The following is a 26,164-nucleotide window of genomic DNA, read 5'->3' on the forward strand; positions in this document are numbered from 1 at the left end:
GCCATGCCAGCGACGAATACGGCGACGCGCACACCTCCGGCGATCGTGTTCAGCGATCTGGACGGCTGTCTGCTCGATCACGATAGCTATCGATTCGATGCGGCCCGCCCTGCCCTGGCGGCAATCCGTCGGCGTGGAGTCCCGTTGATTCTGACGACCAGCAAGACGCTGGCGGAAACGATCGCGATCAGCCGCGCACTCGCGATCGAGCAGCCGCTGATCGTCGAAAACGGTTGTGCGCTGTGCCTACCTCGCAAACCTGCATACCCGTTCAGTCTACCCGCACACGAAGTGGTCGATGGATATGCCGTGGTGTATCTCGCGCCACGGTACGACCAGATCCGCGCGTTCATCGACAGCGAACGCACGTTGCATGGCTGGAAACTGCGAGGCTTCGGCGACATGCACTCTGATGAGGTCGCCCGGCTCACCGGGTTGCCGCCTGACGATGCGGCGAAGGCCCGACAGCGGCTGTGCAGCGAACCCTTCGTCTGGCAGGACGACCCAGAACGCCTGGACGCATTGCGCGAAGCCGCCGCGCACCACGGCCTGCGGGTCGTTCAGGGCGGACGCTTCTGGCATCTGCTCGGCAACACCGACAAGGCGATTGCGGTCCGCCGGCTTTGCGAACTGTTCGACGCGGCCGGATGGACGACCGCGTGGCGAATCGCCGTCGGCGACAGCGAGAACGACCGACGCATGCTCGAACAGGCCGATGTCGCGGTGATCGTGCAACGGAGCGACGGGTCGCATCTGGATGCACATGGCCGCCAGCTGACGGTGCGTTCCGAGTTGCCTGGCCCACCTGGCTGGAACGCCGCACTGCTGGCATTGATGACACTACCGGACACGGGCAGCCAGCCCGCTTGAGGAGGAGCGCTCGATGGATTTCTTCCAGAACGGCACCATCACGACCCTGCACCGCCTGTGCGATCGCCCGATCGAACAGATGGAGGCCGAACTGCACAGCTTCGCTGCCGACCGACCGATGGCGTTGATACTGCCCAGCCTGTATTCCGAGTTGCTCGGTCCGGCGCTACCTCGCATCGTCGAACAGCTCCGCCACGCGACCTACATCAGCGACGTGATCGTCGGGCTCGATCAGGCCGACGACAAGCAATTCGCACACGCAAGGGAATTCTTCGCAAAACTGCCGCAGACCGTCCACATCCTGTGGAATGACGGCCCCTGGCTGCGAGAGATCGACAGCCAGCTGCAGGCTCAACACCTCAGCCCGACGCAGCCTGGGAAGGGCCGCAACGCCTGGTACTGCATGGGTTATGCGTTGGCACTCGAAAGCTGTTCGGCAATTGCGCTGCACGACTGCGACATCCTGACTTACGACCGCGGCCTCCCTGCACGCCTGTTCTACCCGATCGCCAACCCCGCGTTCAGTTTTGCGTTCTGCAAGGGGTTCTATTCGCGCATCGATGGCGACCGGCTCAGCGGCCGGGTGACGCGTCTGTTCGTCACGCCGTTGATTCGCGCACTGCGCAAGGTGGTCGGGCAGATGGAATACCTGGAATTCATGGACAGCTTCCGTTATCCCTTGTCCGGCGAGTTCTCGCTGAGCCGTGAATTCGTGCGTACCCTGCGCATCCCGGCCGACTGGGGACTCGAGGTCGGCGTGCTATCCGAGGTGTATCGCACCTTGTCACGCAACAGTGTCTGCCAGGTCGATATCGCCGATCAGTACGATCACAAGCACCAGGCCTTGTCCGAAGACGATGCCACCGCCGGCCTGGCCCGAATGAGCATCGAGATCGCCAAGTCGTTCTACCGAAAGCTCGCCACCGAGGGCATCACGCTGTCCACAGAGGCCTTCCGTTCGATCAAGGCCGCGTACTACCGTATCGCTCTGGATGCGACCGAGCAGTATTTTTACGATGCGAAGATCAACGGCCTGCGTTACGACCGGCATAACGAAGAACGCAGCGTGGAGGTGTTTGCCCAGAGCATCATCGCGGCCGGCGAGACCTTTCTCAGCAACCCGATGGAATCGCCGTTCATTCCGAACTGGAACCGGGTGCACGACGCCTTCCCGGATATCTCGCGGCAGTTGCTGAGCGCCGTGCGCGGCGACGCCTGAACGCCTCGCCGGCGGCACACCGGTCAACCGCCGGGTGACTGGCTGCCGGCGGCCGAGTACTGCTGACGCATCGCGGTCCACTCGATCAACCGCATCTGGATGCGGCCATTGCAGCTGTCCGGTGGGTACAGCCCCTGCCCGTCGGGGTTGCCGGCCGGCATTCCGGTCAGCAAGGCCATCACCTGGTCGGCATGCTGTGCGGCAAAGACACTGAAACGTCCCGCGGCGACCGCGTCGCAGACGTCGTCGCGCAGCATCAGGTCGTGCGTGTTCGCGGCGGGTATCACGACACCCTGGCGGCCCGTCAGACCGCGCGCCTCGCAGATATCGAAAAAGCCCTCCACCTTCTCGTTGACACCGCCGACTGCCTGCACCTCGCCGTGCTGATTGACCGAACCGGTCACCGCGATCGACTGGTCGATCGACAGGTCGCCGATTGCCGAAAGCAGCGCGCACAGCTCGCCCAGAGACGCGCTGTCGCCTTCCACCCTGCCGTATGACTGCTCGAATACCAGGCTCGCGGCCACCGAAAGCGGCTGATGCCGAGCGTATCGGTTCGCGAGGTAGGCCGAGAGGATCATCACGCCCTTGCCGTGGATCGCACCACCCATTTCGGCCTCGCTCTCGATGTCGACCACCTCGCCATTGCCGATCCGTGCGGTGGCGCTGATCCGGGTCGGCGAGCCAAACATCTGATCGCCGGCCTGGATCACGACGAGACCGTTCACCCGACCGAGCTGGCGCCCGTCGGTATCGATCAGCAGGGTGTCACGCAGGATCGCCTCTTTCAGGCGACTGCGCAGCTGACCGGTTCGCTCGAGTTGGGCATCGATCGCCTGCTGAACGTGCGCGACGTCGATCGATGGGCTGTCCGCACGCGCGGCAAAGTGATCCGCCTCCTGCAGCAGCCGGGTGAGGCTGCCCAGGTGCAACGAAAGTTTGTCGCCGTCGCCGGCGTGACGTGCCGCCCAGTCGATCACCCGCGCGACACCGGTACGGGTGACTGCGCGCAGCGTCTCGCGCTTCTGCACTGTCGCGATCAGTTGCGCATACGCCATCTCACGCTGCGCATCACGCGGCACGTCTTCGTTGAAGTCGGCGACCACGTTGAACAGCGGGCCGAACTCCGGATCGTAGGCCTTCAACAGATAGTAGAGGTCGCGCTCGCCGAGCAGGGCGACCTTCACCTGCAGGGGAATCGGTTCCGGCTCCAGCGATACGGTCTCCATCAGGCCGAGCAGACGGCCCGCGGGCTCGATGCGTATCTGTTCGCCACGCAGCGCGCGTTTGAGGGCGCTCCATGCGAACGGATTGGGCAGCAGCTTGTCGACGTCGAGCAACAGGTAGCCGCCGTTGGCGCGATGCAGTGCACCGGGTTTGATCAACGTGAAATCAGTGGTCAGGGTACCGAGATGAGCGGTGTGCTCGATCCGTCCGGACAGGTTCTGATAGTTCGGGTTGCTTTCGTAGACCACCGGCGCGCCCTGACGCCCAGCGTGATCCACCATCAGGTTGACCCGATAGCGGGTGAAGCGTGCATCATCGGCGGACGGCCCGTCGGCACCCTCGTCCGGCAGGAACGCGTCGCCGTGCTCTATGACGTCCGTTCGCACCGTGCGCAGATAGTCGAGCACGCCGGACAGATCGCCGTATCGGCGTTCCAGCTCGACCATCAACTGGCCCACCGTCAGCTCGGTCACGTCGGCGTCAAGTTCGCGGAAGCGCTGGCGCATCTCGCGCTTCCACAGCGGAATCTGGCCGAGTGCGCTGCGCAACTCCTCCTTCATCGCCTCCATGGCCTTGCCGATGTTTTCCTTCTCGTCGTCGGCGAGCGCCTCGAACTCGGGCGGGCTGAGCACCTTGCCGTCCTTCAGCGGCAGCAGGTTGTAGCCGGCCGGGGTCGACACCAGGGCGATGCTGCGCTGCTCACCGACCTTCGCCAGCTTGGCGGCCATGGCATCTTCGCGTTGCTTGAACTCGTCACGGATCTCCTGCGCGCGACGCCGGTATTCCTCGCTCTGAAAGGCAGCGGGCAACGCCGAAAGCAGATCCTCGACCAGTTGACGCATATCGTGCTGCAACTGGGCACCGCGCCCGGCGGGCAGGGACAGGGCATGTGGCCGGTCTGGACGGGCGAAATCGGCCACATAGCAACAGTCGGCCGGTACCGGCGCGTGCGCGGCACGGTCGTCCAGCAACCGGTGCACCAGGCTGTGCTTCCCCACGCCCGGCGAGCCCATGACATAGAGGTTGTAACCACTGCGCTCGATGCCTGTTGCGAACTCGATGGCTGCGAGCGCGCGCTCCTGACCGAGTGCATTTTCGTGAGGCTGGATTTCAGTCGTATCGGCGAAGTCGAGCGCCTCGACATCACACCGCCGGGTGAGCCGGTCGACCGGCAAAGGCGTCAACGGTTTGCCACCCTCGCCACGGTTCCGGTGGGGAACATCGCCCGTCACAGAAACTCCGGTAGCTGCGCTCGAATGCGTTCCGCCGACTGCGTGGTCAATTCAGTCGCGATCTCGTCGCTGATCAGGCCGCGCAAAGGGTCCGACTGGTGCTTGCGCATCATCCCGAGAAACTGCGGTGCCGCCACCACGTACAACTTGCCGAACGCCCGGCTGTTGCGACCACGCTCGAGGTGTTTGCACACGGTCGCCGCGAAGCGATTGATGGTCTCGTCTTTCGCCGAGCTGCCGGCTCCGTAGCCGTGTCGGGCACCTTCGCCGGCGCTGATGCGCCCGCCGCGGTCGCTGACCAGGTCACCTTCGTGCAGGCGGCCTTCCGGGTTGCTCAGGGTCTCGACCTCGGTGAGACCATCAGCCGGTTTGCTGGCAGTGAAGATGCGCGCGCGGCTGGCATCGGCCACAACGACCCAGATCTTGCTCATGATTCGCGTCCTCCCAGTGTCGATAAGCGGCCCCTTGGAGACCGGTGGTGAGGCCTGACCGGCGGGGCACCCAGTGCACCCTTCAGTTTCACGCTACAGGTTTGCGAAGCGTCGCGGTAAGCGCAATCTCGAACTTGTTTGACAGCCGACAAGTGGGCGCCCGACCGTTTCCGGTGGACAACCCCGCGCGCCGTTGCGCAGCGTCGACTCCAGCCGAGTGTAGCCGGGCAAACCGGTCCGCCAGAACCCCACGGAAGGGCCCGGGGGCCCGGCTCACCCGGTTCGCCTCAGCCCTCAGTGGCAAGCGCTTGCGGGGCGGTCTTCAGCGCCTCGACCATACCATGAACGGCGATCGAACAGCCTGAATGGATAGGCAGCACCGATGCGCAATCGTGGATCAACAGACCGGCGGTCACCGCCGCGGCGACCGCCATCTCGCGGAACGACAGCCCGCTGGCCTGCATGATCTTGCGGCACCAGGGCTCGAGGGTCTGCTGGGTCTGCGCCAGCGACAGGCGTGCCAGCGACGTGCTCTCACGGGCGCCGCCGAGACCGTGTTCGTCGAGATCCGTATGCCCGAGCTGCCTCAGGGTGGCGAACATCGTCTGCATCAGTGCCGGACCCTGGCTGTCTGCCTCGTCCGATACCACCGGTGTCCCCGGCTCGATCTGTGCAAACTGCGGGGGAAACGAGCGAAACAGCATGGTCCCGGCCATGCGTGACGCGGCGGCGATGATGGTCTCGGCATGGATGCCGCCGTCGACCACCACGAGCTTGCGCAGCGCCTTGTTGAACAGGTCCGCCGCCTCGATGATCTTGTTTTGTTGTTGTTTGTCCATGGCTCCTCCGTGAGTCATAGTAGTTACGGGATGCGTGCCGCGCCAAGACAGGCGCGGTGTGTTGCGGACCGAGGGTTGGCTGTTTCCGCGCCTTCCGCAGGCCCACGGCCGATGCTAAGGGAAACGGGCGCTGCCGGTCCACGCCGACCGGCCTGTCGCCGCGCGAATTCCGAACCCGGTTCGTCTGCAAGGGATCCGGGTGCGCCGGGACGGAACCACTCCCGCAGCATCGGAGCTTGCCAAATGCACCATTTGCGATAGCTTGAAGAGACACTCCCGCGGGACATCGAACCCGCGATGGACCTTACAACAGAGAGGACCGAATCCATGTCGCGCACCACTGCCCCACTCGTATCCAGACTTCCATCGATTGGGGGGATCGTCTCAGCGATGCTGACCTGTTCCACTGCAGTGGCCGACATCGGTTTCGGCGAAGAGCAGTTCAAGCTCCAACTCGGCGGCTTTCTGAGCGACTTCGACAGCAACGTGAAACTTTCCGGGCCGAACGGCGGGACTTCGGTCAGTCTCGAGGACGCACTCGGTCTGGACGCCGACCAGACGACCTTCCGCGGCGAGCTGACCTGGCGTTTCGCGCCACGCCACCGCGTGATGCTCGGTTACTACAGCTTCAAGCGGGATGCGTCCGATATCAACGACCGCAGCTTTGTCGTCGACACCGAGGATGGCACCTATGAGTTCGATGCGGGCACGCGGATCGAAACCGAGTTCGACTGGACGCTGATACCGATCAGCTACGGCTATTCGTTCTACAAGACCGAACAGTTGGAGATTGCCGGTACCGTCGGCGTGCACTGGTTCGACACCCGGATCGGCTATGCAGGCAGTGCGGTGGTGACGCCGCCCGGTGGCTCGCCAAGCCCGGTGGCATCGGCCGCGGAGGCCGAAACCGCGTCCGGACCGCTGCCGGTATTCGGCATCCGCGCAGACTACGCGATCACACCGAAATGGTACGTGGGTGGTCACGCCCAGTACTTCGGACTCGACTACGACGACTACTCCGGCAGGCTGAGCGACTTTCGCATCCAGACGGATTACTGGCTGACCGACTACATCGGCGCCGGGCTCGGTTACACCTGGTACAACATCGACCTCAGCGTCGACAAGGGTCGTTACGAAGCCGCCGCGGAATATCGCTATAACGGCTTCGAGGCCTATCTGCAGTTCCGCTTCTGACTGTCCACCACGCGTCCGCCGACGCACTCGGGCCCCGGGGTGCGTCAGGCGGAATCGCCCGTTCGGCACCGCCGTGAAAAAGTCACATGGGGGGTGCGTCCTGGTTCAATGGGGGTTTTGCGGGCGGCCCCTAAGATTCTCTCCAACAGGCCGGCACTGACACCGACCTGAACTAACCAACCATCTGTTACCAGGAGAGAGACCATGTTCAAGAAAACCACCTTCGCCGCCGCTTTCGCCACCCTGTTCATCGCCGCTGGCGCCGCTCACTCGGCTTCCAACGTGATCGGCAGCGTGCAGACCGACGCCCGCATCAACAGCGCCAGCCAGACCCAGTCCGGCCTGCTCAACAAGCAGGAGGCCAACTTCGCCTCGGTCAGCGATTCCAACGTCATCGGCTCGGTCGAGACCCACGCCCGCATCAACCGCGCTGACCAGCGTCAGTCCGGCCTGCTCAACAAGCAGGAGCTCAACGCCGGCTCGGTCAAGGATTCCAACGTCATCGGCTCGGTCGAGACCCACAGCACCATCAACCGTGTCTCGCAGCGTCAGAGCGGCCTGCTCAACAAGCAGGAGTTCAACGCCGGCTCGGTCAAGGGCTCGAACGTGATCGGCTCGGTCGAGACGCATGCACGCGTCAACTCGGCCACCCAGACCCAGAGCGGCCTGCTCAACAAGCAGAAGGCCAACATCGCTTCGGTCGAGGGTTCCAACGTGATCGGCTCGGTCAACGCACACGCCACCGTCAACCGCATGAGCCAGTCGCAGTCCGGCCTGCTCAACAGCCAGAAACTCAGCGCCGGTTCGGTCGACTGATCCCATCCACCCCAACCAGGGCCGCTGTCAGGGACGACGGCGGCCCCTTTTTTGTCCGCGCAACACGCCTACGCAGTGCCGCGACCTTCCACTCAACCCTTGCGCGCCTTCGCGAACGCTGCCGCCAGAGCGCCCTGCGGCTGGCTGGGCCGCTCACGCGTGTCTCGCCGCGGCGTACGACGCGCGCCACGCGGCGCAGTGCGCGGCTCGGCAGCGCCGGGTTCGTCAGCGAGACGCATCGACAGCCCCACCCGCTTGCGTCCCAGGTCCACATCGATCACCTTGACCCTGACCACGTCGCCGGCCTTGACGACCTCACGCGGATCCTTCACGAACTTGTCGCTCAATGCCGAGATATGTACCAGACCGTCCTGATGCACGCCGATATCGACGAAGGCGCCGAAATTGGTCACATTGGTGATCACGCCTTCGAGCACCATCCCCGGCTTGAGATCGGCCAGTGTCTCGACCCCTTCCTGAAAGGCAGCGGTCTTGAACTCGGGTCGTGGATCCCGTCCAGGTTTCTCGAGTTCGGTGATGATGTCCTGAACGGTCGGTGCACCGAACCGCTCGTCGGTGTACTCGGTCACCTTGAGCCGGCGTAGAAAGGCACCGTCTCCGATCACCTGGCCGATCGCTCGCTCGTTGCGCTGCAGGATACGCTCGACCACCGGGTAGGCCTCGGGGTGCACCGCCGAGGCATCCAGGGGATTGCGACCACCCATCACGCGCAGGAATCCCGCCGCCTGCTCGAAGGTCTTGTCACCCAGCCGCGGCACCTGCCTGAGCTGTTGGCGGTCTGCGAATGCGCCATGTTGGTCGCGGAACTGCACGATATTGTCGGCCACCGTGGTCGACAGACCGGCGACCCGCGCGAGCAGCGCGGGCGAGGCGGTGTTCACATCCACTCCGACGGCGTTCACGCAATCCTCGACGACATTGTCCAGGCTGCGCGCGAGCTGCGTCTGGCCGACGTCGTGCTGATACTGGCCGACACCGATCGATTTCGGATCAATCTTGACCAGTTCGGCCAGCGGATCCTGCAGACGCCGCGCGATCGACACCGCGCCGCGCAGCGACACGTCCATGCCTGGCAGCTCGTTGGAGGCGAGTTCCGAGGCGGAATACACCGAGGCACCCGCCTCGCTGACCATGACCTTGCTCAGGCGCAGCTCAGGATGGCGCTTGATCAGGTCGGCCGCCAGCTTGTCGGTCTCGCGCGAGGCCGTGCCGTTGCCGATTGCGACCAGTTCGACCGCGTGCGTCTTGGCGAGCCTGGCGAGCGTCGCAACCGATGCGTCCCACTGATTCTTGGGCGCGTGCGGATAGATCGTGTCGGTCGCAACGACCTTGCCGGTCGCATCGGCCACCGCGACCTTGACCCCGGTACGCAGACCCGGATCCAGGCCCAGGGTCACGCGGGGACCGGCCGGCGCGGCCAGCAAAAGGTCGTGCAGATTCGCTGCGAACACCTTGATCGCCTCGATCTCGGCGGCCTCCCGCAGCCGGTTTTTCAACTCCAGATCGAGGCGGGTCAGCAGCTTGACGCGCCAGGTCATGCGCACGCTGTCGCGCAACCAGGGGTCTGCGGCGCGTCCTTCGTCACGGATACCGAAGCGCGCGGCGATCATGCGTTCAGGCTGACTGCGCCCGGTCTCGTCCTCGTCGATCGCCAGGTCGAGGAAGACCACGCCGGCGTTGCGCGCACGAAACAACGCCAGCGCGCGGTGCGACGGGATCGCCTTGATTGCCTGACTGAAATCGAAGTAATCGGAAAACTTTGCACCTTCCTGTTCCTTGCCTGGAATCACGCTGCTCTTCAGCTGTGCGTTGTCCCACAACCAGTCACGCACCTCGCCACTGAGTTCGGCGTCCTCGGCCCAGGTCTCCATCAGGATCTGGCGTGCCCCTTCGAGTACCGCCTTGACGTCGGCAAATCCCGCCTCGGCATTCAGGTAGTCACCTGCCAGCTGCGTCGGATCGCTTTCCGGATCGGCGAGTATCGCCTCTACCAGGGGCACTATGCCGGCCTCGCGCGCGATCTGCGCCTTGGTGCGCCGCTTCGGCTTGTACGGCAGGTAGATGTCCTCCAGGCGGGTCTTGGTATCGGCGGCGAGCACTTCGGCCTCGAGCGCCGCGGTCAGCTTGCCCTGTTCGTCGATGGATTTGAGGACAGTCGCGCGGCGTTCCTCCAATTCGCGCAGATAACCGAGTCGTTCCTGCAGAGTGCGTAGCTGCGCATCGTCCAGTCCGCCGGTGGCCTCCTTCCGGTAACGCGCGATGAACGGTACCGTTGCGCCGTCATCCAGCAGTGCGACAGCGGCCTCGACCTGAGGTGCCGCGACGGCGATTTCCTGGGCGATCCGTTCGGCGATGGGTGGCAGCACGCAGTTCTCCTCACTGGTGAAATCGGGGGCGCCAATCTACACCAAGCCGTGCGGAGGAAAAACCCGCCGATTCAACCGCGGGACCCCGGCGGGAGACGCCCCGCAGGTCGCGGCGCCCCCTGTGAAAAAGTCACACCGGGGGTGCGTCCTGGTTCAATGGGGGTTTTGCGGGGGCCCCCTAAGATTCTCTCCAACAGGCCGGCACTGACACCGACCTGAACTAACCAACCATCTGTTACCAGGAGAGAGACCATGTTCAAGAAAACCACCTTCGCCGCCGCTTTCGCCACCCTGTTCATCGCCGCTGGCGCCGCTCACTCGGCTTCCAACGTGATCGGCAGCGTGCAGACCGACGCCCGCATCAACAGCGCCAGCCAGACCCAGTCCGGCCTGCTCAACAAGCAGGAGGCCAACTTCGCCTCGGTCAGCGATTCCAACGTCATCGGCTCGGTCGAGACCCACGCCCGCATCAACCGCGCTGACCAGCGTCAGTCCGGCCTGCTCAACAAGCAGGAGCTCAACGCCGGCTCGGTCAAGGATTCCAACGTCATCGGCTCGGTCGAGACCCACAGCACCATCAACCGTGTCTCGCAGCGTCAGAGCGGCCTGCTCAACAAGCAGGAGTTCAACGCCGGCTCGGTCAAGGGCTCGAACGTGATCGGCTCGGTCGAGACGCATGCACGCGTCAACTCGGCTACCCAGACCCAGAGCGGCCTGCTCAACAAGCAGAAGGCCAACATCGCTTCGGTCGAGGGTTCCAACGTGATCGGCTCGGTCAACGCACACGCCACCGTCAACCGCATGAGCCAGTCGCAGTCCGGCCTGCTCAACAGCCAGAAACTCAGCGCCGGTTCGGTCGACTGATCCCATCCACCCCCACGCGGGCCGCTGTCAGGGACGACGGCGGCCCCTTTTTTGTCCGCGCAACACGCCTATGCAGTGCCGCGACCTCTCGGTCAGTCCGCGTCAACCGCGCTGCACCGTGCCGTGCAGCGTCATCTGCGGGAATGGGATCTCCCAGCCGAATTCGCTACAGGCATCGACGCAATAGCGCTGGATCGCGCGCCGCAAGCGGTTGAACAGATCCGCCAGTTCGGCCTTGAAGTCGGCGATCACCACCAGTTCGAGGGATGATTCCCCCGCGCGACAGAACTCGACCCGCAGGTTGACCAGCTGGTCCGCATAGCCTTCGTCCTTGAGGCGTGCCTGCACATATTCCTGCAGGCGCGACACCACGCTGCCGGTCGCCTCCTTCTGCAACGCATAACTGATACCGATGGCCTCCTTTATGCGGAAACTGGGAGACAGGTTGCGTGGCGACTCGGCGAGGAAGTCCGACGTCAGATAGGTCATCTTGGCGCCACCACGCTCGACCAGCTGGACCATCTCCGGCGAAATCCCCACGACTTTGCCTCTGACGCCGTCTTTCAGGATCACCCAGTCGCCCTTGCGGCACGGAAACCAGGGATCATCCGGTTTCACCGGTCGCGACTTCAACGACACCAGGTTCTGCAGGTGGAGGCGCTGCTGGATGTCCGCGACCGGGTTGTACAGCGTCGAGAAGATGTTGATTTCCTCGACCACCCACGGAATGCCGTCGAGATACAGCCGCTCGCCCTCGCGGACCGCACCGACATTCAGAAAGATCTGCATCTGTTGCCAATAGCGCGGGATCGTCTGGCGCAACGCGAGCGCGGCGCCGATCAGCAACAACAATCCCACGCTGAACAGCACCCAGTCCTCGACGACATAGAACACGACCATGGGGCCCACGATCACCAACAGGAAGGTCAGGGTGCGGTGGATCAACTCGATCAGGCGGATGCGAAAGCTGCGGTGCTTCGCACGGAATCCCGGCAGGTAGCGCCGCAGCGCCCGGTAGCTGTAGCGCGATGCGAGCAGAACGACGAAGACCGCCAACAGCGCCTCGGTCAGGTAGAGCCCGCGCTTCTGGAAGAACGACTTGAGGTAACCCTGGGAGGCCTCCGCGATCGAGGTCTCGGACTCGACCAGCTTGGCGAGCTGCAGCTGGGCGGTCTGCAACTCGCTGTTCATGAACGCATACTGCCGCTTCCAATCGCCCAGCACGCCGGCGATCGCCGTCGACAGCACCGCGTCCTCGGTCTGGGCTGCGAGCCGTTCCAGGTTGGCGATCGCCTGCTCGATGGTCGGCATGCGTTCGTTGTAGTAGGCGATCTTTTCCCGGAGGTCCGCCTTCTGGCGGACGTGCGCCGTCATCTCCTTCATCTCGTCGATCGCCGGACGCAACAGTGCGAACAGTTCCTTCTGGAAGTCGAACTCCTCGGCACTCGTGGAACGCAGTTTCCCCGCGTCCACGCCGGTCGCTATCGCCTCGAAGTTCCGCCGGACCGTCTGCAGGTCGGCCTCCTGCTTCTCCAGGCGCTTGTTGAGATCGGCACGTTCGAGTTCCGACTGGGCCTCGGCGATCGCCTTCTTCGTCGCGTTGATATCGGCCCGCAACTCGTCGCGCAGCGTCACCGTGTTCGTGAGCGTTCGCAGGGTGTCGGTCAGTGCATCTCCCGGCGCCCCGTTTTGCTGCGCCAGAACGCACGGCACCAGGCCGAGCCACAGCAGGTACAACGCTGCTGTCGGAAACCACCGCAGGTGCTTCATCGATACTCCGGTACGTACATCGCTTTCATCCCCGCGCAGCACATCTGCGCCTCCGACTGATCGGGAAACGGTAACACCGCATCGGACGGCTGTCTTCGGCGAACGCCGTGCCCGCGGTCGACCGGCGCGACCGGACGGCGCTTCGACCGAGCGGTCGCCGGCGCGGCACACGAAACATCTTGAAACATTCGTCCGGACCTCGGAAACACCCACGAAACAGCTGTGCGGCAAAGTGTTTTAAATACATCGAGTTGCACACCCGCCCCGTCGCCGAAGCCGGCGTACGGGTAACCGTCGGGCGACCCAACACCTCGCAAAGCTCAAGGAAACAACGATGAAGAAACTCCTAGTCGCAGGCCTGTTGACCGGCGCTATCGCCGCCTTCCCGGTATTCGCCCACCACCCCGCGGCGGATATCGTCGATCCCGAGGTCTACGAGATGATCGACGGTCTCGTGGCGGACACACCACATGCGGATATGACGTTCGACGACATGGGCAGCACAACCACCGAGACCGTGGTCAGCACCCGCTCGCTGCGCACACTCGAAAACATGATCGACGACGGCCTGCTCGAATACGCATCGATGCTCGACGGCGAGGTGGCGGTCGACATCACGTTCGACCCCAGCGGCGAGGTCTTCCTGACGATTACGCAACGCCGCTGACGGAAGCCACGGCCGACCGCCGCTGCGCGCTTCCGGCGCCGCGACGAACCGGCTGCAATCACCGGCCGCGACTGCTGTCGCCGCCCGCCCAGTCCCTTGGAGATCGCCTCAATGAGAATAACCACGCTGATCCTGTCCACCGCGCTTGCATTCGCTGTTTCCACAGCACAGGCGGCCGGTCCCAACCGTGCCCCCATCACGACCACCACACTCGACGCCGGCGAGATCGAGACCGCACGCTTCATGCGTGAAGAAGAGAAACTCGCACGCGACGTCTACCGGGCGATGTTCCTGGTCTGGGGACAGCGCATCTTCAGCAACATCGCACAGTCCGAACAGACGCACATGGACGCGATGGCCCGCCTGCTTGCCCAGTACGGGATTCCCGACCCGGTGACATCGGACGCGGTCGGTGATTTCCAGGATCCCGGGCTCGCCGACTGGTTCGTCACACTGACCGACACGGGCACCCGTTCGCTGGAGGACGCGCTGCGCGTGGGGGCGCTGATCGAAGAGACCGACATCCGTGACATCCAGGAGGCGATCGATGCCACGGACGAGACGGCGATGCAGGCCGTCTACCAACATCTGCTGCGTGGTTCACGCAATCACCTGCGTGCCTACGTCGGCCAACTCGAGCGACTCGGCGTGGTCTACGAGCCGCAGGTGCTCTCGCTTGCCGAGCTGTCGGAGATCGTGGACGCGCCGACCGAGCGCGGTACGCCGGGAGCGCGCAGGCTGCGCTGATTTGCGCCTTTCGGCCGCCGGCACGCGTTGATCGCGCCGGCGGCCAAACGAGCTCCTTGATCGCCGACCACCGGACCGGGATCAGTCCGAAGCGAACTCCACGGTCGACAACAGGCCTCCACCCGGTGCATCCGCAAGGACCAGTGTCCATCCGTACGCGGTGCACAGCTGATTGACGATCGCCAGGCCGAGACCCGACCCCCCTGTGTCCCGACTGCGCGAACTGTCCAAGCGGTGGAACGGCCGCAGCACGGCCTCGCGTTGGTCCGCCGGTATGCCCGGCCCGTGATCCCTTACGCTGACCACAGCCCGGCCAGGCCTGCATTCGACGGATACGCTCACCGGTTGGTCGGCCCCATACCGCAACGCATTGTCGATCAGGTTGCCCAGCACACGTTTGAACACCTTGGGTGGCACCAGCACCGGGCATTCCCGCGGCAGCGCCCAGCTCAGCGACTCGCCGGCACGCGCGTAGTCCTGCCGCAGAGACGCAGCGACTTCACCCAACAAACCATCGCTCGCCTCGCGCCGATCCAGCCCCCGGGCAAGTTCCAGGGTCCGCTGGATCAGGCTCTCCATCTCGTCCAGATCGCTGGCGAGTTGCTGCAGCAGGTCCGGCGCCGCTTGGCCCTCGAGCAACGCCAGCTCGAGTTGCATGCGTGCGATTGGTGTCCGCAGATCATGCGAGATCCCGGCCAGCAACGTGGTGCGGTTGGCGATCAGGTCGCGCACCTCGCGCTCCGCGCGATTGATCCGATGGGCCAACTGGGCCAGCTCCGTGGTGCCGGTCTCGGGCAGCGCATCGAACGACTCACCCCTTCCCAGGCGTCGGACCGCCTGCTGCAGCCGCGACAGCGGTCGCGTGACATGTCGCACGACGAGCAAGGTACTGAGCAGCACGAATGCCAACGCCGCACCGCCGAGCAGCAGCAGCGCGGTCGGGATGTGTTGTCGCAACCGCGATTGTTCGAATCCGAGCCGCAGCACCTGTCCACCGACTGGCAGATCGACCCAGTACCAACCCGGCCGGTCGGGGTCGACCATCAGCGTCAGCGGCTGTTCCACCCTGCGCGCCAGTGCCCCGGCCAACATCTCCAGGTATTCCGGCTGCTGCGACAGCGGCTGCAACGGGTCGATGGACGGCTGCACGAGCAGACCGTGCCGGGACTTCAGTTCCAGTTCGTAGTCGTTGCGTGTCCACGGTGGCAGCTCCACCCAGACCTTCGCCGAGAACTCGAGCAGTGCGGCGAGTTCCTCGGCGGCCCGTTCGGTCACCGGCTGGGTGACGTAATAGCGCACCACCAACAACGCAAACATCGAGAAGATGCCCAGTCCGAGCGCCAGCGTCAGGCCGGTGCGCTGAAACAGACTGAGCGATGGTCGCGTCACGTCGGACGTTGGTCACCGGCCGGGGTGAACATGTAACCCTTGCCCCAGACGGTCCGGATGAACTGCGGGTGCGCGGCGTCGTCCTCGATCTTGCGCCGCAGGCGCGTGACCCGCACGTCTATGCTGCGGTCGAAAGGCGAACGATCGTAGCCCTTGATCATGTCCACCAGCTGGTCGCGCGTCAGCACCCGGTTGGGATGTTGCGCAAGCACCTCCAGCAACGCGAAGTCACCGGCGGTCAGTTCGACCTCCTGGTCGCCGTGCAACAGGCGTCGCGCCGCCAGGTCGAGACGAAAGCCGGCAAAACTCAGGTAGGCATCGTGCGCGTCGTCCCGGGCATTGCCACCCGCATGCCGGCGCAGCACTGCCCGGATCCGGGCCAGCAGTTCGCGCGGGTTGAACGGTTTCGGCAGATAGTCATCGGCCCCCACCTCGAGCCCGACGATACGGTCCACGTCTTCACCGCGCGCCGACAGGATGACGATCGGCATACGGCTCGATGCACTCAGGCGCCGGGCGATCGACAGGCCGTCTTCGCCGGGCAGCATCAGATCCAGCACCAGCAGATCGAACCCGGAGCGCGCCAGCGCCGCGTCCATCTCCTGGGCGTTGCCAACCGCCGTGACGCGAAAACCCTCCTGCCCCAGGTAACGCGCCAGCAGGTCTCGCAGCTTCGGATCGTCGTCGACGATCAATATCGCGGTCTGCTCATCCATATCTTCCCTGGCCCTTCGCCCGGCCGTCCGGTGCAACGGCACGGGTTGGAAACATGTTGTTACATACTGGTCCAAACGTGAATTCGGCCTGAAACGCTTCTTTCATAGCATAACCCTCGGAACGAACAGGTTTGCTGAGGAGTATCAGACTATGAACACCCATTCTCCGATCATCACAGGACTGAGCGTGATCGCACTGGTCGGCGCGCTCGGCGTCGCACAGGCGGCTTCCGGGCCGAACCCCGGCTACAATCCGGAAGGCGTCGCCGGGACCGCATTGAGGCTGGGGGCCGGGGCACAGACCGGCCAGCCGGCGGCCAAGACGCGCGAACAGGAGCGTCTGCGGGTCAATCAGAACCCCGATGCGGCGGGTGCCGACAAACGCATGGAATACCGCTACCAGGAACGCCATGAAAACCGGCAGACGCCGTTTGGTGGCGGCTCGGGTAGCATGCAGGGGCGGGGACGCCGTTAAGACATAGACCGATGTGGTGGAAATTCGACAGATCCGGCCTGTTGCTCGGCAGCGCAATCGCACTCTCGGCGGCGTCGGTCGCCGCTGCGGACGCTGCCGGGCCGGGCACGCCGGCTCCGGCCGCGGGACCCTCGCTCGAGGACGACACCTCGTGGACCTGGTTCGGCATGGGCTACGAGAACCGCTACAACCGGCGTCGCCTGCAGGATAGCGGCAGCAACGCCGGGCAGGTCCCGACGGGCGCCCCGGGCAATGCGTCGCAGGGCGGCGGAAGCGCGTTCGGCGGCATTCCACAGAATGCGTCCGGTGGGATCGGCAGCGGACCGCAAGGTGGCAGTGGCGCATTCGGCAACCGCGGCAACACGACGGGACATCGTGGCGAATCCCGACCGCGTACCGGCACTGGCGTGAACCGCGCGGGCCCGGCTCAGAACGGCGGCAACGCGGCGGCTGGCGGCCGCGGTCGGTGAGATCACGCCCACCGGCGGTTGTCGTCGAACCTTGGATCAGCGATTGCCACTGACGCCCCACAGGGCGCCGAGCGTCAGCCACAGCTGGTTGCGGTCGAAGTCCAGGGCACTGCCGTATTCCGGTGGCGGCGCGCTTGCGTCGTCGACCCGGCGCTGTGTCCAGCCGTATTCGAGCGCCGCGAACACAGCCGGTGAAATGCTGTACTCGATACGCGCGCTCAACCCCTTCACCCGGTCGTCACGATCGACCTGCTGATAGTCGGATATCCCGTAGTAGGCGTTGCAACGCAACTGCCAACGATCGCTGAGGCGCACATCCAGGGTCAGATCGAGGTCGGTCTGCAGGTAGCCGGATGCGCCCGCCTGGGTGGTCTCCATCAGTTCGCGACGTACCTCGACCGACCAGTTGCCCAGCCGGCCGGCGCCCATCGACAGCGTCAACCCGAAATCGGCCGCATGGACATCGTCAAACGCGCTCGACGCATAGGACTGCGCGAGGTAACCCAGATAGGCCTCGATGGCGTCACCGTCATCTTGGCCCTGGCGAAAACCCAGTGCGACGCGGTATCCGTGAGAATCACGCGCATAGCCGTTGCTGTCGACCACCTGGACATAGTTGCGGACGTCGTACTGTGCCTGCGCGAATACCCGCCCGTTCGCCGACAGACCGTGTGCGAAGCGCACCCCGAGCCCGTAGTTGTCGCGGTTCCGGTCGCGGTTGATCAACACCCCGTCGACACGTGGGACATCGTCGAAGCGCAGCGACTCGACGGTACCGCCGACGCGCAGGCGATCGGCGCCGAGGCCGAACAGTGCGCCGAGGTCGGCATTGTGCGAGCGCCAGGTCGTGGGCTGTTCGCCACTTCGGTCGTCGTCGGGAGAGTCACGCTGTTCATGACCCTGACGCGTACCGATGCCGGCGAACAGATGAAACTGCCGATCGACCTTCAACCGCCCCTTGGCGGTCAGCCAGTAATCATCGAAGTCTTCACCCGGATTCGACTGGTGGCGACCGAAGTTGGCACCGAGGTCGGTCGTGATATCGAGATCGGCGCTGTGCAGCGCCATGTTCAACGCCGGCGTCAACAGCACGACCTGATCGGCGACTGTATCGCTCGGCGTGGCAAAGATGTTGTCGTCGTGCAGCCATGTCAGTTCGACGGAAGCGTCGATGCCTGCGGTCTGGTGCGCCTCGGGCGCTGTTTCGACCGAGGGATCTGCCTGTGCCGTGACCAGGCCCGGAAACACGCAGACCAGCATGATGATTCGGCGCGCGATCTTCACCGATACATCCTTGTGCATCGCTCGCCGTGCGGCGCTGCGCCGCCTTTGGCGTTCGGATGAGAGCGGAACGACATTGACCTTCCTGATTGCTTCGCGGTGTGCAGCGGCACTGCGGGGTCAGAGTCTCCCAGAAATCGAGCGTCCGGTCAGGTTGCATTTGCCCGGAAACGATCCCGCCGGACGCCGCGCCCCCCTGTGAAAAAGTCACACCGGGGGTGCGTCCTGGTTCAATGGGAGTTTTGCGGGCGGCCCCTAAGATTCTCTCCAACAGGCCGGCACTGACACCGACCTGAACTAACCAACCAATCGTTACCAGGAGAGAGACCATGTTCAAGAAAACCACCTTCGCCGCCGCTTTCGCCACCCTGTTCATCGCCGCTGGCGCCGCTCACTCGGCTTCCAACGTGATCGGCAGCGTGCAGACCGACGCCCGCATCAACAGCGCCAGCCAGACCCAGTCCGGCCTGCTCAACAAGCAGGAGGCCAACTTCGCCTCGGTCAGCGATTCCAACGTCATCGGCTCGGTCGAGACCCACGCCCGCATCAACCGCGCTGACCAGCGTCAGTCCGGCCTGCTCAACAAGCAGGAGCTCAACGCCGGCTCGGTCAAGGATTCCAACGTCATCGGCTCGGTCGAGACCCACAGCACCATCAACCGTGTCTCGCAGCGTCAGAGCGGCCTGCTCAACAAGCAGGAGTTCAACGCCGGCTCGGTCAAGGGCTCGAACGTGATCGGCTCGGTCGAGACGCATGCACGCGTCAACTCGGCTACCCAGACCCAGAGCGGCCTGCTCAACAAGCAGAAGGCCAACATCGCTTCGGTCGAGGGTTCCAACGTGATCGGCTCGGTCAACGCACACGCCACCGTCAACCGCATGAGCCAGTCGCAGTCCGGCCTGCTCAACAGCCAGAAGCTCAGCGCCGGTTCGGTCGACTGATCCCATCCACCCCCACGCGGGCCGCTGTCAGGGACGACGGCGGCCCCTTTTTTTGTCCGCGCGACACGCGCCGGTCCCGCGCGACGTGTACCGCACTGATCACGCGACGCACTCCCGACCCATCCTCGCGCCCGAAGCGCGCCACGCCCAATTGACGAACGTCAAAGCGAAGCGAATTTTCGTCGTCCCGAATGGCGACGCACCGACCAGCGACGGGGAAAATAGTGGCCCCGGCATCGGCTCGTCCGCGGCTTGCGGGCCCATAACCGGCCGGGGTCGGGCGCCCGATCGGGGGCGCAGTAGAGGTCAAGAAGGTTAATCGAGTGGACGCCGGCAACCCGACAACGACTGCTGCGCGGAAACCACCCGTGATCGGAGCAGGGCTGCGCAGCCTGCTCGGCGGGGTGTTCCTGCTGTTTGCGCTGTTGGTCGTCAACTCGTCCTATCTCGGCGCGATCACACTGCTCGAGTATCTGCGCGCGGAGACCTACCAGGACTTCTTCTACCTCAACATGTTCCTGGTGCACCTGGTGCTCGGGTTGCTCTCGATCCTGCCGTTTCTGCTGTTCGGTGCACTGCATCTGCGGCGCGCGATACACCACCCGAATCGCAACGCGGTCCGTGCCGGTGCTGCCCTGTTTGCCAGCGGCATCCTGGTGCTGGCGTCCGGTGTGCTGTTGACCCGGTTCGGGTTCTTGGAGGTCGATGACCCCGGCGCGCGTGGGGTGGCCTACTGGTTGCACGTCGGCTCCCCGTTCGCCGCAGTCTGGTTGTTCATCCTGCACCGCCTCGCCGGTCGTCGCATCCGCTGGGCAGCGGGCCGCCGCTGGGCGGGCGTCGCTGCGGGTTTTGCGGCCTGCATGGTCGCCTGGAAACTTCTCGCCACACCGCGGGTGGAACAACCCGCACAGCCGGCCTTTGCGAACACCCTGGTAGCGACGCCGGGCGGTCAACGGTTGGCGGCGCGGTCGCTGATGACCGATGATTTCTGCGCCGAGTGTCATGCGGACATCGCCTCCGGTTGGCGGACCAGTGCGCACCGCCTGAGTTCGTTCAACAACCCGTTCTACAGCTTCAGCGTCCAGGAGACGCGCCGGGTTTCCATGGAAAGCATCGGCAGCGTGGCCAAGGCACAGTTCTGCGCAGGCTGCCACGACCTGGTACCACTGCTGAGCGGCGCGTTCGATGACCCGGCGTTCGACATCCTCGGCGATCCGAGCGCACATGCCGGTGTCACCTGCACCAGCTGCCACGCGATCACCGCGGTCAACAGTGTGCGTGGCAATGCCGATTTCACGATCGCCGAGCCAGTGCGTTATCCCTTCGAAGACAGTGACAATCCGCTGCTCAAGGCGATCAATCGCCAACTGATTAAGGCCAAACCGGCACACCACAAGCAAGGCTTTCTCAAGCCGATGCACTCGACCGCGGAGTTCTGCGGCTCCTGCCACAAAGCGCACCTGCCGAGGGCGGTGAACGACTACAAGTGGCTGCGCGCACAGAATCACTTCGACAGTTTCATGCAGTCCGGCGTCCCGGGGCATCGGGTCGACAGCTTCTACTATCCGCCGCGCGCGACCACGGCCTGCGCGACCTGCCACATGCCACTCGAGGCGTCGGATGATCCGGCCGCTCGCGACTTCGACGGCAGCGGCACGCGCAAGATCCACAGTCACCTGTTCCCCGCGGCCAATACCGGATTGGCTCACACGCTCGGTCTGCCCGCGCAGACGATCGCTGCACACCGGCGGATGCTCGAAGGCGCCGCACGCATCGACATCTTCGGCGTGCGCGCTGCGGGCGTGATCGACGGCGAGTTACTCGCCCCACTCGACCGCTCCGGATCCACGCTCGAACCCGGCCAACGTTATCTGGTGGAGGCAGTGATACGTAACCTGCGCGTCGGGCACCATCTGACCCAGGGCACCGCGGACTCGAACGAATTGTGGGTCGACCTCAGCGTGCGCGCCGGCGACCGGATCATCGGTCGCAGCGGGGATCTCGGTCCCGATGGAGAGGTGGATCCGTGGTCGTATTTCGTCAACGCCTATGTACTCACCAAGGACGGCGAGCGGCTCGATCGACGTAACGGCCAGGACACCTTCGTGGCGCTGTACAACCACCAGATCCCTCCCGGTGCGGCGGCCGTCGTGCACTACCTGTTCGAGATCCCGGACGACGTGCGTGGACCGATCACGATCGATGCCGCGCTGCGTTACCGCAAGTTCGACACAACCTACCTGAAGCACGTGCAGGGCGTACGGTTCGAGGGCAACCATCTTCCCGTGGTCACACTGGCGTCGGACCGCGTTGTGGTAGCGACCGGTCCCGCCGCGGCCCCGACAGAAGCCTCGCGCGATGACCGGCCGCCACTGTGGGAACGCTGGAACGACTACGGCATCGGCCTGTTGCTTGCCGGGGAGGCGCAGCGCAGCGCGCTTCGTCAGGCCGAGCAGGCCTTCAAGCAGGTGGAGGCACTGGGACGAGCGGACGGACCGCTCAATCTCGCACGCGTCTATCTCAAGGAGGGTCGGATCGACGATGCTGCCGCGGCGCTCCAGCGCGCCGCAGAAGACCATCCCGATTTCCGGCCCTGGACGCGTGCCTGGCTGACCGCGTCCGTGGACCGCGAAAACGGCCACCTCGATCAGGCGATCGACACGCTGCGCGCATTGCTTGCTACGCGGTTTACCGAGGCCGCGGCGCGCGGCTTCGACTTCAGCTTCGACTATCGTGCGCGCAACATGCTTGGCCGAACGCTGTACGAACGCGCCCGCCAGGCGCGCGGCAGCGCCAATGCCGAACACCGACGGGCACTGCTCGGCGAGGCGCGCGACGAGTTCGAACGCGTGCTGACCCAGGATCCCGAGGATCTCAGTGCGCACGTCAACCTGGCACTGGTATACGCGGACATCGGCGATACCGGGCGCGCGAGCATGCATCGCGCGCGGGTCGAGGAGTACCGACCCGACGATCACGCCGTCGAACGTGCGGTGGCGAGCCACCGTCGCCGCCATCCGGCCGCCGACCATGCCGCCGACCCGGTCGCCATCTACGACCTGCAGCGCCCCGGCGCCTACGGTCTTGACGTACCCGCGCACTACGCCGTGCGGCCAGCCGGAACGCCCATGGGAACCAGCGATGCGCACGGAAGCTGAAGACCACGGCGGCGAGGCGCGGATCGCCCGTGCGTTCCGCCGGTCACTGGCGCTGATCGCGGCCGTCGCCATGATCGGCGCACTGGCGTGGTGGCTGGGGCGCGATACCCAGGCACCCGTCGCGGTCGAGGAGGCGATCATCGCCGCGCCGGTTCACGAGACCGCGGCAGGGCGAACACCAAGTACCCCGCCGGTCGTGCCGTTCACCGACATCACTGCCGCGGCCGGGATCGAGTTCGAACACGTCAACGGTGCCTACGGCGACAAGTTGATACCCGAGACCATGGGCAGCGGCCTGGCGTTCTTCGATTACGACAACGACGGGGATCCCGATCTCTACCTCGTAAACGCGACCTACTGGCCGGACAAGGCCGCGCATCGGACCACCAGCGGCCGCCTGTACCGCAACGACGGCAATGAACGTTTCACCGACGTGACCGTCGAGGCGGGACTCGAGTTCGACCAGTACGGCATGGGGGTCGCGGTCGGCGACTACGACAACGACGGCTGGCAGGACCTGTATCTGTCCAACCTGGGACCGAACCGGCTGCTGCACAACGAGCGCGGCCGTTTCGTCGACGTCACCGTGGCGACCGGCGTCGCCGGGAATCCCGAGGACTGGAGCACCGGTACCGCGTTCATCGACTACGACAACGATGGCGACCTCGACCTGTTCGTCGGCAACTACATCACCTGGACCCGCGCGATCGACCTCGAGATCGATTTCCGGCTGGCCGGTCTGGGTCGCGCCTATGGCGGCCCCGAACACCACACCGGCGCGCTGAACCGCTTGTATCGCAACGATGGGGATGGTCGCTTCAGCGAGGTGAGCCAGGCCGCGGGGATCGCACTCACAGAGGGCGACGACCGACATCCGGCGGGCAAGGCGCTGGCGGTCGGCATCGCCGATATCGACCGCAACGGCTGGGGCGACATCGTCGTCGCCAACGACACCACGCGCAATTTTCTCTACCAGAATCGCGGCGACGGACGCTTCGACGAGGTCAGCGTACTCGAGGGGATCGCGTTCGACCGCGAAGGCAAGGCGACCTCCGGCATGGGGATCGACATCGCGCGTTTTCGCAACGACGCCGACACCGGTATCGCGATCGGCAACTTCGCGAACGAGATGAGCTCGCTGTTCGTCACCCTGGACGGCCGCGGTCCTTTCGTCGACGAGGCGGTGCTCGAGGGCTTCGGACCGGATTCGCGCCAGGCGCTGACCTTCGCGGTATTGTTCCTCGACGTCGATCTCGACGGTCGTCTGGATCTGTTCCAGGCCAACGGACACCTCGAGAAGGAGATCAATCGCGTCCATCCCAGCCAGACCTATGCACAGCCGGCCCAGCTGTTCTGGAACTGTGGCAACGACTGCGCACAGCGATTCCAGTTGCTCGACAGTACCGCCGACCTGCGACAGGCGATGGTCGGACGTGGTGCGGCCTACGCCGACATCGATGGCGACGGTGATCTCGACCTCGCGATCGTACAGAACGGGCGGCGCGCGGTACTGCTGCGCAACGACCAGTTCACCGGCCATCACTGGTTGCGCGTCAAACTGGTCGGCACACGCGCCAACCGTGACGGTCTCGGTGCCGAGGTCGTGCTACGTGCGGCCGGGGTGACCCAGTACCGCTACCTCAATCCGAGCCGCGGCTATCTGAGCCAGGTCGAGCTGCCGCTCACCTTCGGTCTCGGCACGGCGACCTCGGTCGACGAACTCAGCGTGACCTGGCCGGGCGGCCAGGTGCAGCGGGTGCCGGTGACAGGCATCGATCGGCTGATGACCGTCACGCAGGAAGAGACACAATGAGGTGCATCGTCGCGGCACTGCTGCTGTTCGCTGCCACGGCGGCAGCCGCCGGTGCATTGACCGAGACCCCACGAACCTGGGCGGAGCTGTTGGTGCCGATTCCGGCGCAACGTCTCGACGAACTCGAAACGGCAGACGTCGAGCGCATCCGGGAGACGCGCGACCGGCTCGATCAGTTGCTGACAGCCACGGACACGGAAGCGGATGCGCTCGCCGCGATCTACGGTCGGCTCGGCGTGCTGTATGCGGCGCACCGCCTGTATGCCGGGGCCGAACTGGCGCTGAGCAACGCACGCGCCCTCGATCCGCAGAATCTCCGGTGGGCGTACTTTGCCGCCCACATCGCGCTCGAACAGGGCGAGGCGGCACAGGCGCTGGATCTGCTGACCGAGGCGGAGCGGATCGACCCCGACTTCCCCAGCCTGGCGCTGCGCCGTGGCGAGGCCCTGCTCGGCCTGAACAGGCTTGCCGAGGCACGCACCGCCTACACGAAGGCGGCCGACGATGCGGCGCTGCGTGCTGCCGCACTGTACGGCCTCGGCCAGATCGACCTGCTCGAGCGCCAATGGGGTGATGCCGCGGCGAGGTTCGACGAGGTCCTGCAGCTGCAACCCGATGCCGATGCGGTGCATTACCCGCTGGGCCAGGCCTTGATTGGGCTGGGCCGGCGCGACGCGGCACGCACGCACCTGGCACAGCGCGGCGCGATCAAGCCACGCTTCACGGATCCGCTGATCGAGGGCCTGCGCTCGTTACAGACCGGCGCACGATTCCAGTTTGAACGGGGTGTCGCCGCGGTCAAACGCCGCGACTATGCAGCGGCCGCAGCGGGGTTCGCCGCCGGACTTGACGCAGAGCCGGGCAACGTACGCGCACGCACTTCGTTTGCACGCGCACTGTGGCTCTCCGGCGAAAAAAAGGCGGCCGCTGATGCCCTGCACCGCGCGGTCGCCGAAGACCCGGACCAGACCCTGCCGCGGTTCCTGCTGGCGGTGATGCAGGACGCCGCCGGTGATACCGCAACGGCGGTCGCGAGTTACCGGGCCGTGTTGGCCAGCGATCCCGCACATGCGGGCGCATCGAGCTACCTGGCCGATCTGTATCTGCGACGCGGCGACTTCGGCGACGCCGCGCTGCATTTCGAACGCGCGATCGCCGCCGGCGCGACCGAGTTGCCGCTGTTGCTGCACTATTGGGGGGCGCTGCGCAATGCGGGCACGGACGATTCGCTGCTACGCGACAGGTTGGTCGCGTTCGACAGGCGTTTCCCCGAACCGCCGGTGTTTCGTTACCTGCTCGCCACCCTGTTGGCCACCTCGGACGACGCGGCGGTCGCCGACCCCGCTCGCGCAGTCGAGATCGCCACCACACTCAACACCGAGCAACCGATCCCGCCGCATGCCGAACTGCTGGCTTTGAGTCTGGCGGCGGCAGGCGACTTCGGAGAGGCACTGCAGGTGCAGCAGGGCCTGATCGAGTGGGCACGGATGACAGGCAACTGGGCCGAAGTGGCGGTGCTGCAACAGACCGCAGATGACTACCGGGCCGGGCGCCTGCCGGGTACGCCGTGGACGCGCTACGACCCGATGTTTCGGCCGGGGCCGGCCGACCCGGAACCGGTGATGCGCAACTACCCCGCCGGACAACCTTACTGAACA

Annotated in this window: 21 protein-coding genes; 13 read left to right on the forward strand and 8 right to left on the reverse strand. The window is 65.0% G+C overall.

Annotated elements, in window-relative coordinates:
* Window positions 1-3: 3 nt before the first annotated feature.
* Both H6955_05065 and H6955_05070 read left to right on the forward strand, forming a co-directional pair.
* Window positions 4-870 (forward strand): HAD-IIB family hydrolase, encoded by an 867-nt coding sequence (locus H6955_05065; GenBank protein ID MCP5312902.1) that lies wholly within the window; start codon window positions 4-6, stop codon window positions 868-870.
* 13 nt (window positions 871-883) lie between these two features.
* Window positions 884-2,089 (forward strand): glycosyl transferase, encoded by a 1,206-nt coding sequence (locus H6955_05070; GenBank protein ID MCP5312903.1) that lies wholly within the window; start codon window positions 884-886, stop codon window positions 2,087-2,089.
* Window positions 2,090-2,112: 23 nt separating this feature from the next.
* On the opposite strand, the gene H6955_05075 is transcribed toward H6955_05070, so the two are convergent.
* The 3 genes from H6955_05075 to H6955_05085 form a co-directional block, all read right to left on the reverse strand.
* Entirely contained in the window at window positions 2,113-4,500 is a 2,388-nt protein-coding gene (locus H6955_05075; protein ID MCP5312904.1) for an AAA family ATPase, read from the reverse strand.
* Window positions 4,501-4,544: 44 nt separating this feature from the next.
* Entirely contained in the window at window positions 4,545-4,979 is a 435-nt protein-coding gene (locus tag H6955_05080; protein MCP5312905.1) for a host attachment protein, read from the reverse strand.
* Window positions 4,980-5,266: 287 nt separating this feature from the next.
* Window positions 5,267-5,818 carry a hypothetical protein gene (locus H6955_05085; protein ID MCP5312906.1) on the reverse strand — a complete coding sequence of 184 codons (552 nt, stop codon included), beginning with the start codon at window positions 5,816-5,818 and terminating at the stop codon, window positions 5,267-5,269.
* A 390-nt stretch (window positions 5,819-6,208) separates the two neighbouring features.
* Between H6955_05085 and H6955_05090 the strand changes: the two genes are divergently transcribed.
* Together H6955_05090 and H6955_05095 are read left to right on the forward strand one after the other, a co-directional pair.
* Window positions 6,209-7,012: an outer membrane beta-barrel protein gene (locus H6955_05090; GenBank protein MCP5312907.1), complete on the forward strand. Its 804-nt coding sequence runs from the start codon at window positions 6,209-6,211 to the stop codon at window positions 7,010-7,012.
* 204 nt (window positions 7,013-7,216) lie between these two features.
* The gene (locus H6955_05095; protein ID MCP5312908.1) at window positions 7,217-7,828 is read left to right on the forward strand and encodes a hypothetical protein; all 612 of its coding nucleotides are present in this window, start codon (window positions 7,217-7,219) and stop codon (window positions 7,826-7,828) included.
* Window positions 7,829-7,920: 92 nt separating this feature from the next.
* On the opposite strand, the gene H6955_05100 is transcribed toward H6955_05095, so the two are convergent.
* A complete protein-coding gene (locus H6955_05100; protein ID MCP5312909.1) occupies window positions 7,921-10,215 on the reverse strand; it encodes an RNA-binding transcriptional accessory protein in 2,295 nt (764 codons plus the stop codon).
* Between the two features lie 252 nt (window positions 10,216-10,467).
* Here H6955_05100 and H6955_05105 point away from each other — a divergent pair, with 252 nt between their 5' ends.
* Window positions 10,468-11,079, forward strand: coding sequence for a hypothetical protein (locus H6955_05105; protein MCP5312910.1), 612 nt, complete (start codon window positions 10,468-10,470; stop codon window positions 11,077-11,079).
* Between the two features lie 102 nt (window positions 11,080-11,181).
* Here H6955_05105 and H6955_05110 read toward each other — a convergent pair whose 3' ends face one another.
* Window positions 11,182-12,849, reverse strand: coding sequence for a hypothetical protein (locus tag H6955_05110; GenBank protein MCP5312911.1), 1,668 nt, complete (start codon window positions 12,847-12,849; stop codon window positions 11,182-11,184).
* Between the two features lie 334 nt (window positions 12,850-13,183).
* Between H6955_05110 and H6955_05115 the strand changes: the two genes are divergently transcribed.
* Both H6955_05115 and H6955_05120 read left to right on the forward strand, forming a co-directional pair.
* Window positions 13,184-13,516 carry a hypothetical protein gene (locus tag H6955_05115; protein MCP5312912.1) on the forward strand — a complete coding sequence of 111 codons (333 nt, stop codon included), beginning with the start codon at window positions 13,184-13,186 and terminating at the stop codon, window positions 13,514-13,516.
* Between the two features lie 111 nt (window positions 13,517-13,627).
* A complete protein-coding gene (locus H6955_05120; protein MCP5312913.1) occupies window positions 13,628-14,263 on the forward strand; it encodes a DUF2202 domain-containing protein in 636 nt (211 codons plus the stop codon).
* A gap of 81 nt (window positions 14,264-14,344) precedes the next feature.
* Here the strand turns inward: H6955_05120 and H6955_05125 are convergent, their stop codons facing one another.
* Together H6955_05125 and H6955_05130 are read right to left on the reverse strand one after the other, a co-directional pair.
* On the reverse strand, window positions 14,345-15,652 hold the full coding sequence (locus H6955_05125; GenBank protein ID MCP5312914.1) for a HAMP domain-containing protein: 1,308 nt from the start codon (window positions 15,650-15,652) through the stop codon (window positions 14,345-14,347).
* A complete protein-coding gene (locus H6955_05130; protein ID MCP5312915.1) occupies window positions 15,649-16,368 on the reverse strand; it encodes a response regulator in 720 nt (239 codons plus the stop codon). Before H6955_05130 ends, H6955_05125 begins: the two co-directional genes overlap by 4 nt.
* Before the next feature lie 151 nt (window positions 16,369-16,519).
* On the opposite strand from H6955_05130, the gene H6955_05135 reads away from it, so the two are divergent.
* On the forward strand, window positions 16,520-16,843 hold the full coding sequence (locus H6955_05135) for a hypothetical protein (GenBank protein MCP5312916.1): 324 nt from the start codon (window positions 16,520-16,522) through the stop codon (window positions 16,841-16,843).
* Window positions 16,844-16,854: 11 nt separating this feature from the next.
* Entirely contained in the window at window positions 16,855-17,313 is a 459-nt protein-coding gene (locus H6955_05140; protein MCP5312917.1) for a hypothetical protein, read from the forward strand.
* 36 nt (window positions 17,314-17,349) lie between these two features.
* On the opposite strand, the gene H6955_05145 is transcribed toward H6955_05140, so the two are convergent.
* Window positions 17,350-18,597, reverse strand: a complete 1,248-nt coding sequence (locus tag H6955_05145; GenBank protein MCP5312918.1) for an outer membrane beta-barrel protein — start codon at window positions 18,595-18,597, stop codon at window positions 17,350-17,352.
* Window positions 18,598-18,923: 326 nt separating this feature from the next.
* On the opposite strand from H6955_05145, the gene H6955_05150 reads away from it, so the two are divergent.
* From H6955_05150 to H6955_05165, 4 genes are all read left to right on the forward strand, one after another.
* Window positions 18,924-19,535 carry a hypothetical protein gene (locus tag H6955_05150; protein MCP5312919.1) on the forward strand — a complete coding sequence of 204 codons (612 nt, stop codon included), beginning with the start codon at window positions 18,924-18,926 and terminating at the stop codon, window positions 19,533-19,535.
* A gap of 368 nt (window positions 19,536-19,903) precedes the next feature.
* Window positions 19,904-22,693 (forward strand): aspartate phosphatase, encoded by a 2,790-nt coding sequence (locus H6955_05155; GenBank protein MCP5312920.1) that lies wholly within the window; start codon window positions 19,904-19,906, stop codon window positions 22,691-22,693.
* Window positions 22,677-24,506, forward strand: a complete 1,830-nt coding sequence (locus H6955_05160; protein MCP5312921.1) for a CRTAC1 family protein — start codon at window positions 22,677-22,679, stop codon at window positions 24,504-24,506. The genes H6955_05155 and H6955_05160 overlap by 17 nt, the downstream gene beginning before the upstream one ends.
* Window positions 24,503-26,161, forward strand: a complete 1,659-nt coding sequence (locus H6955_05165; GenBank protein MCP5312922.1) for a tetratricopeptide repeat protein — start codon at window positions 24,503-24,505, stop codon at window positions 26,159-26,161. The genes H6955_05160 and H6955_05165 overlap by 4 nt, the downstream gene beginning before the upstream one ends.
* The last annotated feature ends 3 nt before the right edge of the window (window positions 26,162-26,164 follow it).

Source organism: Chromatiaceae bacterium, from assembly GCA_024235395.1.
Classification (GTDB): Bacteria; Pseudomonadota; Gammaproteobacteria; order Chromatiales; family Chromatiaceae; genus Thiosocius.

Bases quoted from the DNA above. Each gene is read 5' to 3' on its own strand.
- H6955_05065 (MCP5312902.1), top strand. From the start codon at position 4: ATGCCAGCGACGAATACGGCGACGCGCACACCTCCGGCGATCGTGTTC.
- H6955_05070 (MCP5312903.1), top strand. From the start codon at position 884: ATGGATTTCTTCCAGAACGGCACCATCACGACCCTGCACCGCCTGTGC.
- H6955_05080 (MCP5312905.1), bottom strand. From the start codon at position 4,979: ATGAGCAAGATCTGGGTCGTTGTGGCCGATGCCAGCCGCGCGCGCATC.
- H6955_05085 (MCP5312906.1), bottom strand. From the start codon at position 5,818: ATGGACAAACAACAACAAAACAAGATCATCGAGGCGGCGGACCTGTTC.
- H6955_05090 (MCP5312907.1), top strand. From the start codon at position 6,209: ATGCTGACCTGTTCCACTGCAGTGGCCGACATCGGTTTCGGCGAAGAG.
- H6955_05095 (MCP5312908.1), top strand. From the start codon at position 7,217: ATGTTCAAGAAAACCACCTTCGCCGCCGCTTTCGCCACCCTGTTCATC.
- H6955_05105 (MCP5312910.1), top strand. From the start codon at position 10,468: ATGTTCAAGAAAACCACCTTCGCCGCCGCTTTCGCCACCCTGTTCATC.
- H6955_05110 (MCP5312911.1), bottom strand. From the start codon at position 12,849: ATGAAGCACCTGCGGTGGTTTCCGACAGCAGCGTTGTACCTGCTGTGG.
- H6955_05115 (MCP5312912.1), top strand. From the start codon at position 13,184: ATGAAGAAACTCCTAGTCGCAGGCCTGTTGACCGGCGCTATCGCCGCC.
- H6955_05120 (MCP5312913.1), top strand. From the start codon at position 13,628: ATGAGAATAACCACGCTGATCCTGTCCACCGCGCTTGCATTCGCTGTT.
- H6955_05130 (MCP5312915.1), bottom strand. From the start codon at position 16,368: ATGGATGAGCAGACCGCGATATTGATCGTCGACGACGATCCGAAGCTG.
- H6955_05135 (MCP5312916.1), top strand. From the start codon at position 16,520: ATGAACACCCATTCTCCGATCATCACAGGACTGAGCGTGATCGCACTG.
- H6955_05140 (MCP5312917.1), top strand. From the start codon at position 16,855: ATGTGGTGGAAATTCGACAGATCCGGCCTGTTGCTCGGCAGCGCAATC.
- H6955_05150 (MCP5312919.1), top strand. From the start codon at position 18,924: ATGTTCAAGAAAACCACCTTCGCCGCCGCTTTCGCCACCCTGTTCATC.
- H6955_05160 (MCP5312921.1), top strand. From the start codon at position 22,677: ATGCGCACGGAAGCTGAAGACCACGGCGGCGAGGCGCGGATCGCCCGT.
- H6955_05165 (MCP5312922.1), top strand. From the start codon at position 24,503: ATGAGGTGCATCGTCGCGGCACTGCTGCTGTTCGCTGCCACGGCGGCA.